The organism is Candidatus Omnitrophota bacterium (assembly GCA_040755155.1).
Lineage (GTDB): Bacteria > Hinthialibacterota > Hinthialibacteria > Hinthialibacterales > Hinthialibacteraceae > JBFMBP01.
The window spans coordinates 44775-58514 of the sequence record JBFMBP010000157.1; the positions used below are offsets into that span (position 1 = coordinate 44775).

General features: G+C 49.4%; 11 protein-coding genes. 7 read left to right on the forward strand and 4 right to left on the reverse strand.

Going from position 1 to position 13740, the window contains the following annotated elements; genetic code table 11:
• Positions 1-144 precede the first annotated feature (144 nt).
• The 4 genes from AB1656_24990 to AB1656_25005 all read left to right on the forward strand — a co-directional run bounded on the left by AB1656_24990 (position 145) and on the right by AB1656_25005 (position 3688).
• Positions 145-1443 (forward strand): radical SAM protein, encoded by a 1299-nt coding sequence (locus tag AB1656_24990; protein ID MEW6238654.1) that lies wholly within the window; start codon positions 145-147, stop codon positions 1441-1443.
• Between the two features lie 49 nt (positions 1444-1492).
• Positions 1493-1936, forward strand: coding sequence for an NUDIX domain-containing protein (locus AB1656_24995; protein MEW6238655.1), 444 nt, complete (start codon positions 1493-1495; stop codon positions 1934-1936).
• A 12-nt stretch (positions 1937-1948) separates the two neighbouring features.
• Positions 1949-3295, forward strand: coding sequence for an amino acid permease (locus AB1656_25000; protein MEW6238656.1), 1347 nt, complete (start codon positions 1949-1951; stop codon positions 3293-3295).
• 189 nt (positions 3296-3484) lie between these two features.
• Positions 3485-3688, forward strand: a complete 204-nt coding sequence (locus AB1656_25005; GenBank protein ID MEW6238657.1) for a cold-shock protein — start codon at positions 3485-3487, stop codon at positions 3686-3688.
• Positions 3689-3777: 89 nt separating this feature from the next.
• Here the strand turns inward: AB1656_25005 and AB1656_25010 are convergent, their stop codons facing one another.
• Positions 3778-4875 (reverse strand): carbonic anhydrase, encoded by a 1098-nt coding sequence (locus AB1656_25010; GenBank protein MEW6238658.1) that lies wholly within the window; start codon positions 4873-4875, stop codon positions 3778-3780.
• A 258-nt stretch (positions 4876-5133) separates the two neighbouring features.
• On the opposite strand from AB1656_25010, the gene AB1656_25015 reads away from it, so the two are divergent.
• The 3 genes from AB1656_25015 to AB1656_25025 all read left to right on the forward strand — a co-directional run bounded on the left by AB1656_25015 (position 5134) and on the right by AB1656_25025 (position 8512).
• The gene (locus AB1656_25015) at positions 5134-5496 is read left to right on the forward strand and encodes a (2Fe-2S) ferredoxin domain-containing protein (protein MEW6238659.1); all 363 of its coding nucleotides are present in this window, start codon (positions 5134-5136) and stop codon (positions 5494-5496) included.
• A 196-nt stretch (positions 5497-5692) separates the two neighbouring features.
• A complete protein-coding gene (locus AB1656_25020; GenBank protein MEW6238660.1) occupies positions 5693-7108 on the forward strand; it encodes a sulfatase-like hydrolase/transferase in 1416 nt (471 codons plus the stop codon).
• Between the two features lie 48 nt (positions 7109-7156).
• Entirely contained in the window at positions 7157-8512 is a 1356-nt protein-coding gene (locus AB1656_25025) for a TMEM143 family protein (protein MEW6238661.1), read from the forward strand.
• A gap of 51 nt (positions 8513-8563) precedes the next feature.
• Here the strand turns inward: AB1656_25025 and AB1656_25030 are convergent, their stop codons facing one another.
• The 3 genes from AB1656_25030 to AB1656_25040 form a co-directional block, all read right to left on the reverse strand.
• Positions 8564-12286: a carboxypeptidase regulatory-like domain-containing protein gene (locus AB1656_25030; GenBank protein MEW6238662.1), complete on the reverse strand. Its 3723-nt coding sequence runs from the start codon at positions 12284-12286 to the stop codon at positions 8564-8566.
• A 126-nt stretch (positions 12287-12412) separates the two neighbouring features.
• Entirely contained in the window at positions 12413-12988 is a 576-nt protein-coding gene (locus AB1656_25035) for a FecR family protein (protein MEW6238663.1), read from the reverse strand.
• On the reverse strand, positions 12988-13611 hold the full coding sequence (locus AB1656_25040; GenBank protein ID MEW6238664.1) for an RNA polymerase sigma factor: 624 nt from the start codon (positions 13609-13611) through the stop codon (positions 12988-12990). The genes AB1656_25035 and AB1656_25040 overlap by 1 nt, the downstream gene beginning before the upstream one ends.
• Positions 13612-13740 lie beyond the last annotated feature (129 nt).

Here is a 13740-nt window from a genome sequence, read left to right on the forward strand (position 1 = left end):
GTTTTTTGTTTTATAGTACCGATCGCGAAAAAATCCTTATCGAATACGTATAATAAACCTCTCCCCAGCGCGCTTCTACTCTGGAGGGGAAGCTTATGATAGAATAACGCCTATGAATCCGAAGAAGGGAAGGCGTCGCAGTCAATGGAAGAGAAGAAAATCGAATACGCGCCGCATGGCCGTAAACTGAATCCCTGCGAGTTGGAAATCGACCTCTTTTGCAAAGGTATCCGAATCCATGAGTCATGCGAGATGGATAGCGATAAGACGTTCTCCAAAGCGCGGGCGGGTTTAGGGAGCGGTTTGGAACTTATGGTTCCCGGTCCACATAAAAATATATGGCTCAATGCTCCAGTTTTAGAATATTTCGCTGTTTCCAGCCCTTACGAACTTCGCCGGGTAAATGGCGCTTATCGAGTCGTCCATACCGTCGATCAAGTTTCCTATGACGTTGTAATTCCAACGGCTCCCAGCTGGTATTCCCGCAAAACGTCCAGCGGCGTGAATATGCGCGAGATCGGCGTCATTCAAGGCACTTATCTCGGCATTTATCTCGGCGACGTCTGCCATTTCTGGCAAACCGATCCCAAGGAGAATTGCAAATTCTGCGCCACAGGCATCAACGTCGGCAAGCCCGGCGCCGATAAGGCGATGAAAACGGTGGAAGAAGTGACCGAAGTCGCCCAAACGGCGAAAGCGGAATCCGGCGTCTCCTTCGTTCATTTCAATACCGGTTACCAGAAAGGCCGCGGTCTGGAAGTTTGCGCTCCTTTCGTTAAGGCGATTAAAGAAAAAGTCGGCGCCTTAGCGGGCGTACAGGCGATTCCTTCCAAAGATCTATGGAAATACGACTGGGTCATCGATTGCGGCGCCGATCATTTTTCTTTTTGTTATGAACTGCATAATCCCGAATATTTCGCCAAATATTTACCGGGAAAAGAGCGCCTCATCGGACAAAAGACCTTTTTCAACGCCTTGGAATATACGGCGCGCAAGTTGGGGAAGGGAAGGGTTTCCGGTGAAATCATCGCCGGAATCGAACCCATCGAAGATACGCTGAAGGCGATCGATTACATTACCGGAGTCGGCGCTTTCCCTACGATCTGTATTTTCCGCCCGGTTCAAGGAACGGCGATGGAAAGATGGCCATCTCCTTCTTATGAAGATATGATCGTCGTTTTCCGTCACATGTACGAAGCGTGCATGAAAAACAACATCCCCGTCGGTCTGGTTCCTAACATCGAGGTCAGTCTCGTCGTGCAGCCCAATGACGCCGAATATTTGATTCAACCATCGCTGCGGTATCATTTCTACAAAGCGATGTTAGCCTTGATGCGCTATCCGGCGGGGATTTTGTTCCGAAAACAATTGAAGCCGCATCAAACGCCCGGCGATGCTTTCAATCTGCCGGTTCCCAAGGAATGTTGCTGTCAAGCGCATTAAATTTCGATGCAGTAAATACTTCATCATCATGTAAAGGATAAGCGTATTTATGGCCAATCAACGCATTCGCAATCGCGCCGCCGCCGTTATCGTCGAGGACGGCAAAATCCTTCTCGTCCAACATCATAAATACGACCGCAAGTATTGGCTGCTGCCTGGCGGGGGAGTGGAATTCGGCGAAACGCTGGCGGACGCCGCCCGGCGCGAAGCGTGGGAAGAAACGGGACTTGAAATAGTGGTTAAAGATTTAATATTTCTTTCGGAATCGATTCCTCCCGACGGCCACCGGCACGTCATCAATTACTATTTCTCGGCGGCGATTGAGGGCGGCGAATTGAAAATGGGCGACGATTCCTATTTATGCGACGTTCAATGGCATCATTTGGACGATCTGCCTCATCTGATCCTCTTCCCCAACGTTATCCGCGAATTGTTGGAATGGCTCCAATCCGAGGCGCGCGAGAAAATCTCCCTGGGCAACCGCTGGGATTGAACTCTCTATACTATGAATTCATCGGCTCCCGATTCCTCTCCATCGATGCGAACGCTTGGCGTATTCGATGTAGTCAGCATTATCGTCGGCATAATCGTCGGCAGCGGCATATTCATGATTCCCGCCTGGGTGGCGGGGCTGATGGGATCGCCGGGATTGATTATGTTGGCGTGGTTCTTAGGAGGATTGCTCTCCCTCGCGGGCGCCTTATGCTACGCCGAGCTAGCCTCCACGTATCCCCGCGAGGGCGGCGATTACTACTTCCTCAACCGCGCCTATGGTTCCTGGGCGGGATTTCTCTACGCTTGGGGACGGCTGCTCGTCATCCATACCGGCAACATCGCCTGCATGTCCTACATCGCGGGGACCTACGCCGCCCGCTTGTTTCCTTTTCCCCATGCAGACAATATTTTAACCCTCTCCGCCATAATCATCCTCACAACCATTAATTGCCTTGGCGTGCGGGAAGGAAAATGGACGCAAAATATTCTCGCCGCCGCCCAAACGATCGGCCTATTCGGCGTAGTCATTGTGGGCTTTCTCGTAAGCGCGCCCTCTCCCGAACCTCCCATGCCGGGCGGCTTCTCTCTGGAATCGTTGCTGATGGCGTTGATTTTCGTGCAATTCTGCTTCGGCGGCTGGTCGGATTGCGCTTTCGTCGCCTCGGAAGTAAAAGAGCCGGAGAAAAATATTCTGCGTTCGCTAGTAATTGGAACATTGCTGGTGACGGTTGTTTATTTGCTCGTCAACGGCGCTATTCTCCATGCTTTAGGCGTTCAGTTGATGGCGGCTTCTAAAACGGCGATCGCCGACGTTTTATCGCTCGGCTTCGGCAAGGCGGGAACGGTTTTAGTTTGCCTATTGGCGATGACGGTCGCTCTCAGTTCGGCGAACGGAATGATCTTGACGGGCGGGCGCATTTTCCACGCCTTCGGCGAAGATCACGCCTTGTTCCGAATATTGGGTACGCGCAACCGGCGGTTTCATACTCCCGCCGCCGCCATGATCGCGCAAGGCGTCATTGCTTCCATCCTGGCGCTCAGCGGACGCTTTGAAGATTTAGTAACGTATACGGCTTCCGCCCACTGGCTTTTCATGACCGCCATTGGCGCGGCTTTGTTCCTCTTCCGCCGCAGAGAACCAGACATCGAACGGCCTTATCGTACCTCGTTTTATCCACTGACGCCGCTGGTTTATATCGCCTCCTGCCTGTTGCTTTTGTTCGGCGCATTGAATTACGCCCGCTCCAGCGCCTTACTGGGTTTTCTAATAGTGCTTTCCGGGCTTCCAGCGTATGCTCTTTCCCAGCGCAGAGAGAAAATCCGCTCCCCTAACGCCGTCGATGTGAGAAAAAAATAACCTGCGGCTAAAATAAATTTTGGGTTGAAGCGCAAAAAAAATTCGTGTACAATAACGCCGTATCATCCCAACAAACTGGATTACCGGATTACCGTTTCAATTACCGTCGTCGGTTCAAGGTTGTTGGAAAGGCGCCGAAATACCAGAAAATTAGGGGTGTCATTCCAAAAAAAAGAGGTTATCAGTACAATGGCAAGTGGTCGGGTAAAATGGTTTAACGCAGAAAAAGGGTATGGATTTATTGAACAAGATGACGGTAAAGACCTCTTCGTTCATCATACCGGAATTAAAGGCGAAGGCTTCAAAAACCTTCAAGAAGGCCAGGTCGTTGAATTCGACATCGCTCAAGGCGATAAAGGTCCCAAAGCGGTCAACGTCGTAGCCGTTCGGTAACATCCAGTCGACGCTTCGCGAAAAAAAAACAGCCTGTTCACTTAGAGCAGGCTGTTTTTACGTCTTTTCTTCGATGCGCGATTCGTAGATTACGGCTGCGCGATCATGTCGTAAACTTGCACTTTCGTCCAGGAATCTTTGTTCCTTTCGATGAATTGCAAGTGTTTTTCCGCCGTTTGATAGAAATCCTGTCCCGCGCGGTCGTCAAAGTAGACGACGAGGGAAACGCCGTAGCTGTTATCGACGACATCGCGGGGGGTGCCCGCTGGAATTCCAACCTCGATCTTGCGGACGGTCTCGATCGAGCCGAGATAGGTTTTGCAATCGCCGATCAGTTGCTGTTTCTTTTCCGCTGGCAATTTCTCCTTCAGCCAGAAGAAAACCGTATGAATGAACGTAGGCTTGATTTTTGCATGAGACTCGCCGGTTTTTACAAATTTCTCTAATAATTCTTTTTGTCGTGGATGCGATCCCATCCATTCCACCTTGCCCGATTCCAAATCGTAGATCGCTCCGATGACGCGCATTTTTTTCTCTTCCAAACTCTGGCGAACCGTTTCGCTTCGGATTAGCAAATCCTCGATCGCGCGCAGGACATTGGCTTCGACAACTTTTTGAATCAACTCCTGGCCTTTTAAATCCGGATGCTCCCGTTTGACGCTCTCCATGGCGGGAAGGATATTATCAACCAGTTCGGGGATGCTCCCGTGAACATCATCCCCTTCCGCTACGGCCGTTACTGCGCCGCAATGGGTATGGCCGAGAATGACGAGCAGAGGCGTCCCCAAGTGATCCGCCCCATATTCGATGGAGCCGATCTCGTCGATGTCGCAAACGTTTCCCGCCACGCGTATCGTAAAGATATCCCCCACGCCCGCGTCGAAGATATGTTCGATCGGCGCTCGCGAGTCGGAACAGCCGATAATCGTGGCGTAAGGATGCTGTCCTTTGGCTGTATTATGCCTGCGCGCATCGTCTTGGTTCGGGTATGTCCTTTCGCCTTTGACGTAACGCTCGTTTCCTGCCTGCAAGAGCATCAACGCATGGTCGGCTGACAATCCCTGCCCCTCTTCGCTGCCTGCGGCGCTGTGGAAAGCGGGGAGGGATGCGCTTAACCCGGCAAATAAAAGCCCAGCATAAAGCGCGATGAGGGGTAAACGAATAGCGGTTTTTCCATTGAATTTCATGACGAATCCTCTTTTATCGTTTTTTTCTCGAAAAACATCGAATCGCCCCGTTCGGATACTACGGCGATGATTCTTAAGACAAGAGTATATTCCAGGATGTTATTTTTTCGAATATAAAAGAATGGGATAAATTCATTTTCGAGTCATACTCTATTATGGGAAAAATGAAAAGTCTTACAATTCGCGATAATTGTTCTACGGCTTTTAGCAGCTTTGATTAGAGTGTCAATCAAACTAGCCGAATGAAAAGAGGATGCCATGAACGATGTTTTAAATCGGACGGTGGAAACGCTCGCCATTTCGAAAATCAAACGCCATATTTTCCTATGCTGCGATCAAACGAATCCCAAATGTTCAGATAAAACCGCCAGTCTCGAATCCTGGAATTATCTGAAAGCCCGTTTGGAAGAATTGCATCTGACGGGTGAAGGCGGCGTATTCCGCACCAAGGCCAACTGCCTGAGGCTTTGCGTGCAAGGCCCCATCGCCGTGGTCTATCCCGAAGGCGTATGGTACCACTCTTGCACGCCCGCCGCATTGGAACGCATCATTCAGGAACATTTTATCGGTGGACGTCCGGTGGAGGATTTGATTGTAATCCAGCATCCCCTGCAACCATAGAGGCAAAATCGTCCTACCGTAACGTACAACGATTCGATGCGTTAGAAAAAAATGGAGAATCAGGCAATGAACGGCGGAAGAACCGGAAGCCCATTACCTGTTTCGGCAGGATGGAAATTATGATAATTTGTTATCATTCTCTGAGGGAAATAGTTTCATTGGCCCGAATCGTTTATATCCAAAATAGGAGTTGAACATGGCGAATAATCCGATTTCCAGACGTTCTTTTTTCCGGTCGTCCGCCGCGTCCGCCGCTGGATTGGCTTTTTCAGGCGCATTCGCCGCTTTCGCTGGCGACGAAAATCCACCCAATATAATTTGGCTAATTGGCGACGATGTGGGGCCGAAAGAGATCGGCTGCTATGGCCATCCTACAATTCGCACGCCGAATATCGACGCGCTGGCGGTCGGAGGCGTACGTTTTACGAACGCATTCGTCGCCGCATCGTCATGCAGCCCGAGCCGCTGCAGTTGCTTTACGGGAAAGTATCCCCATTCCACCGGCGCGGAGAATTTGCACGATCCCTTGCCGGAAGGCCAAACTGTTCTGCCTCGATATCTGGCGTCCGCTGGTTATTTTTCCGGTTCCGTGGGCAAGTTTCACATGGGCGCGGCGGCGGAAAAGCAATTCGACCGCGTACTCGGCAAGGTGGAAAATTGGAAAGATTTTTTGAATGAACGTCCCCAAAACCGGCCTTTCTTCCTTTCGGTGGGATTTATCGACGCCCATCGTCCTTTCGATAAGGGGTGCGTCGATCCTCCCTATCGGCGCGAGGATGTCATCGTTCCCCCCTACTTGCCCGATATCCCCGAAGTACGCGACGACTTGGCGGGATTTTATGATGAAATTTCGCGCATGGATCGAGTCATCGGCGAAATCGCCAGTTATTTGCGTCAACAAGAACTCTTGGACAATACGCTCATCGTCTTTTTCGGCGATAACGGCATCCCCTTTCCGCGAGCTAAGTTTACTATCTACGACAGCGGCATCCAAACGCCCTTGATCGTTCAATGGCCGGCGCAATTCAATGGGGGACAGGTTTATAATGGCCTTATCAGCCTTGTGGATTTAGCGCCCGCCATGCTGCAATCCGCCTCTCTTCCTATTCCGCCGGAGATGGAAGGAATCGGATTTCTGGAGTTGTTGACGAATCCTGGCGGCAGGGAACGGGAATATATTTTCGCCGAACGGAATTGGCACGATTTCGACGATCACAGCCGGGCGGTTCGAGACCAGCGCTTCAAATACATCCGCAATGCCTTTCCCGATAAACCGCTGGAAACTTCCGCCGATAGCTTGGCGACTCCCATGTTCGAAAAAATCCGCCGGATGCGGGATGCGGGAACGTTAACGAAGGAGCAGATGCTTCTCTTCCGGTCGCGCAGAGCGCCGGAGGAACTCTACGATCTGGAGATCGATCCCCACGAATTCCGCAATATTGTAAATGAAGATGCTTATAGTACGGTGTTAGAGCGGATGCGCCGGGCCTTGGATCGATGGATCGAGGAGACTCATGACATTCCTCCCTCCCGCGCTTTGCCCGATGAATTCGATCCGGAAACGGGAAAACGGATTCGGCCCCCGCATCAGGATCAAGCAAAATCCCAATAGAATTTCATTTTAAAATGCTATCCGCGATAGGCAGGTTTGAACGCGGCCATGACAGCTGAAAAGATTAAACAAACCTTCATTCCATACCGGCGCGCCGACGTGATCGAGATGTGCCTTCTAGACGGCCGTCTCAACGAAGAGGAGAAAAAGCAGTTTACGATTTTTTGCAATCTCTTGATGTTTTACTATCATTACGCGTTTCATGCGCTTCAAGAGCGGCTGAAAGATTATTTCACGCCGATCGATCCCGATTCGGGCGTGAAATTATTCCATCCGATTACGGAAGAAGAGGAGCGCCAAAAGGCGGGAGAATTCTTCAAAGATTTCGAAAAACTGCTGATAAAAGCCAATTTTAAACCTTTAAGCCAAGAGGAACTGAAAAAGGCCTTTCGGGACCGGTCGCTCATTCAATTGAATACCGAAGTCGATTTCGATTCCTTCGACCGCTATCTTTTTTACTATCGAGGATCGAAACCGTCGAAAACGACCGTCAAGCGCTACCGTTATTTTAAAAAAAATATCGTCTTCGAGACCCTGGAACGGGTCATATTATTGTTGAAATTCAAAAACCGCGATTACTTCGAACAGAAAAAAATCGATATCGGCAAACTGAATTTCCAACCGGGACGCACTTACATTTTCTATTATAAAAATGTTCCCAAAGCGGACCTGGAGATTGTCTTTCCCAACGTAAAAATCGGCATGACGTTGAAAGACAAATTGCTTTTTTTGTTGCCCGCCCTCGGCGTAGGATTGAGTACATTTTTTAAAATATCGGGCAATCTGCTGCTCTTGATCGGTTTCGCCATTTTCATGTTGGGTTTGACTTCATCGGCGGAAAAAATTTTCGGCGTTACGGAAGATCTGGCGAAACGCAGTCTGATTCCCATGGTCGCCGCGTTGGCCACCGTGGTCATCGTTCTGGGCGGTTTCGCCATCACGCAGTATTTGAACTATAAAAACAAATGGGTGGAGTTTTTGAATGATGTAACGCAGACCCTATTCTTCCATAGCATCAGCATCAACGCGGGCGTCTTCGAATGCCTGATCGATTCCGCCGAGGAAGAGGAATGCAAGGAAGCCATTCTTGCCTACTATCACTTGCTGACCAGCGAGAAGAAACTGACCAAACGCGAATTGGATCGGCGCATCGAAGATTGGTTCGCCGAGAAATACGGCGTCATGATCGACTTCGATGTGGAAGGCGCTTTGGAAAAATTGGAACAATTGTCGGCGGAGATCGATGTGGAAAACCAAGGAGAAACGAACGCGGAGAAAATAAGCGTACTCTCGCGAAACGCGTACGGAACGCTTTTTGCGCAACCCTTGCAAAACGCCTTGAAAATCCTCGATTCGATCTGGGATAATCTTTTTCAATACAATTGTTTTTTTATAAACAAATAAATCACAAGGGCAAAAAAGCCTTGTCCTTGCCACCCTCCACTGTCTTTTGGATTATTCTTTTTCCAAAGAAAGAGTCATGTTTTTTATCATTGGCGCAGGACCTGCATTCGCTTTCTCGTCCGGGTAAAATTCCACGGCGCGATATCCTGGAACCTTCAGGCGCGCCAAGTGATGGCCTTTAGGAAGTGCGAGCATAATCATTCCACTCATGATTTTCTGGGGAATTTGGAGTTTGGAAAAGAAGGGGAAATCCGGGATTTCCGCTTTGTATTCGCCTTCAGGAACTTGTCCGTTAGTGCTTTGAAGAACGATCTGATAGATGGCGAATTCAAGCATATCGATCATAACCATTCCACCCGCGCCTTTGGGGGGATTGACGTTTTCGGCGACGCCTACTAACGGTTTATTGTCGCCCGTATTTCCGCTTATGAATAAATCGAACGGTTCGTTGCTCATCCCCGGAAGAATATAAACGCCTTTTTGCTCCGGATCTGGTTTGGTTGTAACTTGTTGAACTGAAGCGCCTTGCATCAACATGACTTGAACCATTGGAGCCGTATAGGGCGCTCCGCCGTAGGTAAGGAATAGCTTGACGGAGCCTTCCGCTTTTGAGAGCGCTACTTCGACGAAAACGGAGGCGGCGGAATCTCCAGCATTGGCGGGATTAACATTGGCTGAAAATTCTTTATTGACGTAACCTTCTTTTGTCGCGGTGAGAGAATACTCGCCGTGAGCGCGGGGCTGAAGGGCGAATTTTCCTTCCTGATCCGATTTAACCGGCATGAGGTATTTGCCGGTGGTATAAATATCGGGATTTTTTAAGTCGATGCGCATACCGATTTGAACTTCGGATAGCGGCTCGCCTGTCGCCGCATCCTTTACGATCCCATCGATTTTCAAAGATAAAGCGTACAAATCGACGACATACTCCGATTGCCCCTTCTCGACTTTGACGCTGGCTACGCCTTCCGCATTCATCGGATTCGGCGCGCTCATTTTTTGGGTTGTGAAATAAAGGGTATATTCGCCTTCTGAAACGCCAAGAAAACGATAGATGCCGTCATCGTTCGCGTCGCAGGACAAACTAATACTATTCCCTATCATCGAACTCTGCTGCAATAAAATTCTGGCGCCCGGCGCGGGGGCGCCTTCTTTATAAACCGTTCCATGAATCGCGGCGCCTTCGCCGCCGCCAAAATCCACGCGAATGGTTTTGCCTTCTTGGACAGATGCCGGTTTGCTTTCGTTGCTTTGGGCTTTTTCGCTGTATTTCGTCTTGCTAACGAGGTATGTTCCTGGAGAGACGCGCTGAAAGCGGTATTCGCCTTTTTCATCGGTTTGGGTTTGGGGATAAGACGAACTGCCTAACATCTGGCTGATGCGGATATCTACCTTAGGCAAAGGATTTCCCTTTTCGTCCAACACGCGCCCTTCGATGGTTCCGCCCATTTGCAAATGGATCGGAACCGCCGTATCGCCGTACATGGATGGATCGATCTTGAAAGTAGCGGCCGCGTAATTCTCATGAGTGATCCTCAAGGTTCCGCCGTTCGAGGGAAGGTTTTCCATGCGGAACATTCCATCTTCCTGGGAAACGACCGAATCGGGCAAGGGCGAATTTTCGGCGCGGAAAAAACGCATCATGTTGTTGTCTTCGACTAACAGACCTATCGAAGCTTTGGCGACCGGCTTCTCTTCCGGATTGAGAAGCAGTCCGACAAAGAGTTTACCGGTTTCTAACTCAATCAGCGCGTTTTCCACTGTCTCGCCGGATTTGACGGTTACGGATGGACCATCGGATAAAGCGTATTTATCCGCTTTCGCGCGAAGTTGTTGAACGCCAGGTTCGACGTCTTCCAAAAGGAATGCGCCGTTTTCGTCGGTTAACGCTGAGAGCGTTCTCCCCGTGTAGGAATTGCTTTGTCCTACAAGAGTAACTTGCGCTCCTTCCACGGGCTGGCGCGAATCTTGAGCGATGACGATTCCTTTGATCGAACCGGAATGTTCCATTGTGATGCTGAGGTATTCGCCATTCATATCGTATGTATTTTGATAGCGTTTATATCCTTTGCATTGAACGGAAACGATCATTTTGTCCGCTTTTTTCAAACCTGTAATATGAAATTCCCCCTGCTCGTCCGTTCGCGCGCTGCCATAAATGCCTATATGATTTCCAATATTTCCCATACCGGATGTAATCATGACATTAGCGGTTACATTGGCCTCTTTTACAGGTTCATTGGATTGATTGACGACTTTTCCTTTCACTTCTTCATTAGCGTCGCTTTCTTCGAGGATGATATCCACACCGGTTTTTTTCTCTCCGGCGGTTAGCGTTATCTCTTTTCTGGCGACTTCTTGCCAACGCTTGTCGCCATCATCGGGGCCTTGAACAGTAATTTGATACGCTCCCGCTCCAAGGTCTGAGAAAGAATAATCGCCATTCTCGTTTGTTTTGGTTTCCTCGACCGAGACGCCTCCGTCATATCCTCCTAGGCGATTGCGTATCTCTTGATACATGATGTACATAGAGCGGTTTGCAATGGCTGTTCCATCTTTTTCCGTCACTTTTCCCGATACGGAACCGGATTCGGAAAGCGTTACTTCCACCAGCGTGGGTTGGTCGATTGGGCCGGGTTGGAATGAGGCGCTAAGCGTTTCGCCATAACCTTTCTTTTTCACAAGCGCAATAGATTGGGCTTTGGGGATCGAATCGATGACGGCTTTTCCTTTCGCGTCGGTCTTGGCGGAAGGACTGCCGTAAGTATTTTGCCGGTTCGAGTGAACCTTAACATCGGCGTCGGATATCGGCTTCTTGTCCCGATCGTAGACTTGAATCGCTGCGGCGGCGCCTGGTTCGAGCTTTATCAGTAATTCTTTGCTTTGGGTTTTTTCATTAATGACGATGCGAGAGAGAGGATCGACTTGATTGTAATCGGAATACGAACTGAACGTTACATAGCCTTTGGCCCTGACTTCGCCGATGCGGAAAACGCCTTCCGCTAGGCGGCGTAAAGTGAAACGTCCATCGGGACCGGTTTTGTCTTCTACTTGAATCTGGCCTTTTTGGTTATTTTCCGCCGGATTCATGCGCACATTCGCATCGGCAACCGGCTTGGATGTATCCCTATCGATTACTGTCCCTGAAACCACCAATCCGGCGGGAACCAAGGCGAAATCATGTGAAGGAGTACTCTCCGTTGCGGATACCGTAATATTCGCCTGACCGTTCAGATAATGATCCGGCGGCGTGGCGTATAGCCAATATTGGCCCGGCCGATTCAATTCCAGCGTATAGTATCCTTCTTGGTTGCTTTTCGCACTGGCGGTTTGCTTCGAATTATTCCCTTCTATTTTCAGGTTGGATCTAACTTCCGTATCGGGAATCGCTTTCCCTTCCGTGGAGCGGACATATCCCGTAATCCAATAATTCGCTGTAGTAGCGTCGCCGATGGATTCTTCCGCCGTTTCACTCTCTGCATTGTCGCCGATTGGGGTAGAATCGGAGGGTGAGTTTATGGCTTCATCCGCCCGCATCGAGAGGCTGGAGTCCGTGCTCGCCACGATTTTTCCATCAGAAACGGCCGCCTTATCTCCTGCATGAAGAGTCTCTTTTTCTTCCGGTTTCGATAAGTTTTTAAGTTCGACTGTTCCTTCTTCTACGGTGACGGTGGTCTGGCCGGGGGAAGTGTGGTTTTCGTTACTCGTAACGTAATACAAGAAAACAGCCAATCCAATCAAAATGACAATAGGTATAATAAGACGGAGTTTCATTATACTCCTCCTAAAGGATAGGTATATTGGAAATGGTTAAGATGATTTGTTAAATTAAGCCTTATAAAACATTAAAAATTAGTTAAGTAGGGTTGGCTCAAAGCGAAGCGTAGCCCACCATTTTCCTTAACGAGTTACAGAAACTGTGAATTTGGTGCCGATCACTTTGATTTCCACATCCGGCGTACGAACATAAAGTGTATTCCCCAACGCTTTCGCTACATCGGCCTTCAGCGTTCCATAATCCAACGCGATTACGATGTCTTCCTTTTCGCGGCTGGTTGACGAGGAGAGGATTTCAAAAGAAGAGAAGGGAGAAAAACGCAGCAGGCTGCCTTCATCCAACAACAATTCGGCGGAATGGGCGCCTGTTTTGTAATTAGTGCGGCAGTGGATGGACTTTTGCGTTACTCCGGGAGCATTCCATTCCACATGGTCGACGAGGGGATTCTTTTTTGCGGAAACGATCCAACTCGACGTTCCTACGATGGGATTCAAATTGATGTTGGAATAAACGATAAAAAGCAACAGAAAACTCGTTGCTCCCGCCACGGCGAAACGCAGGTAGGGAAAAAGCGGCTTGATCGGCGCAGCCAGCAATTTTTGGCGCAGGCGCTCTTTGTGCGCTTTGTTGACGGTGGATTGGAGGCGCGTCCGCCGCAGGAACGATTCCAATTTTTCCAAATCGTTAAACCCAGACATCACGCTTCTCCTTCAATCATGGCGGCTAAATCGGGATCTTCGACTTCGATCAAAGCCTGCAGCCGTTTCAGCGACCGGTGCAGCCGCGTTCTCACGTTGGTTTCTTGCAATCCCGATGCCAGAGCCACATCGCCGATGCTCATGTCTTCAAAATATCGCATGGTCAAAATGAATTGATCCAGCGGCTTAAGGCGGTTGACGAATTGTAGAATTTTTTCGCCTACTCTTTCCATTTCGATATTGCGCAAGGGATTGGCGGCGGTGGAAGCTTCCTGCGAATTTTTTTTCGTCATAACTCCAAACAACCGGCGCACTTTTTCCCGCCGGTAATGGGATACGAAAGAATTATGGGCGATGCGGTAGAGCCAGGACGAAAAGGGGATATTGCCGAGCCGGTAGGTCCGCAAACCGCGCAACGCTTTGATGAACGTTTCGGAAGTCAAGTCTTCCGCCAAAGCGGAATTGGAGCATAAACGATATAAATACAGGTAGATGCGATCGTAATACCGTTCGTAGAGCGGCGCAAAGGATTCCGGATCGGATCGCGCATCGGTAATGATCCGCGATTCCTCTTCTTTGGAAAGAGTGTTAAGACACATGTAATTCCTACAGGCCGAAACCATATATTCTCCATGCCGCATCCTAACGTTCTTTAGGCTACAACGCATGAAGAATATTCGTTATTACATAAAATCGATGTTTTTCTTGAGATAAGATCAATCCATTGTAATGGAATTTCCAGAAAATCAAAC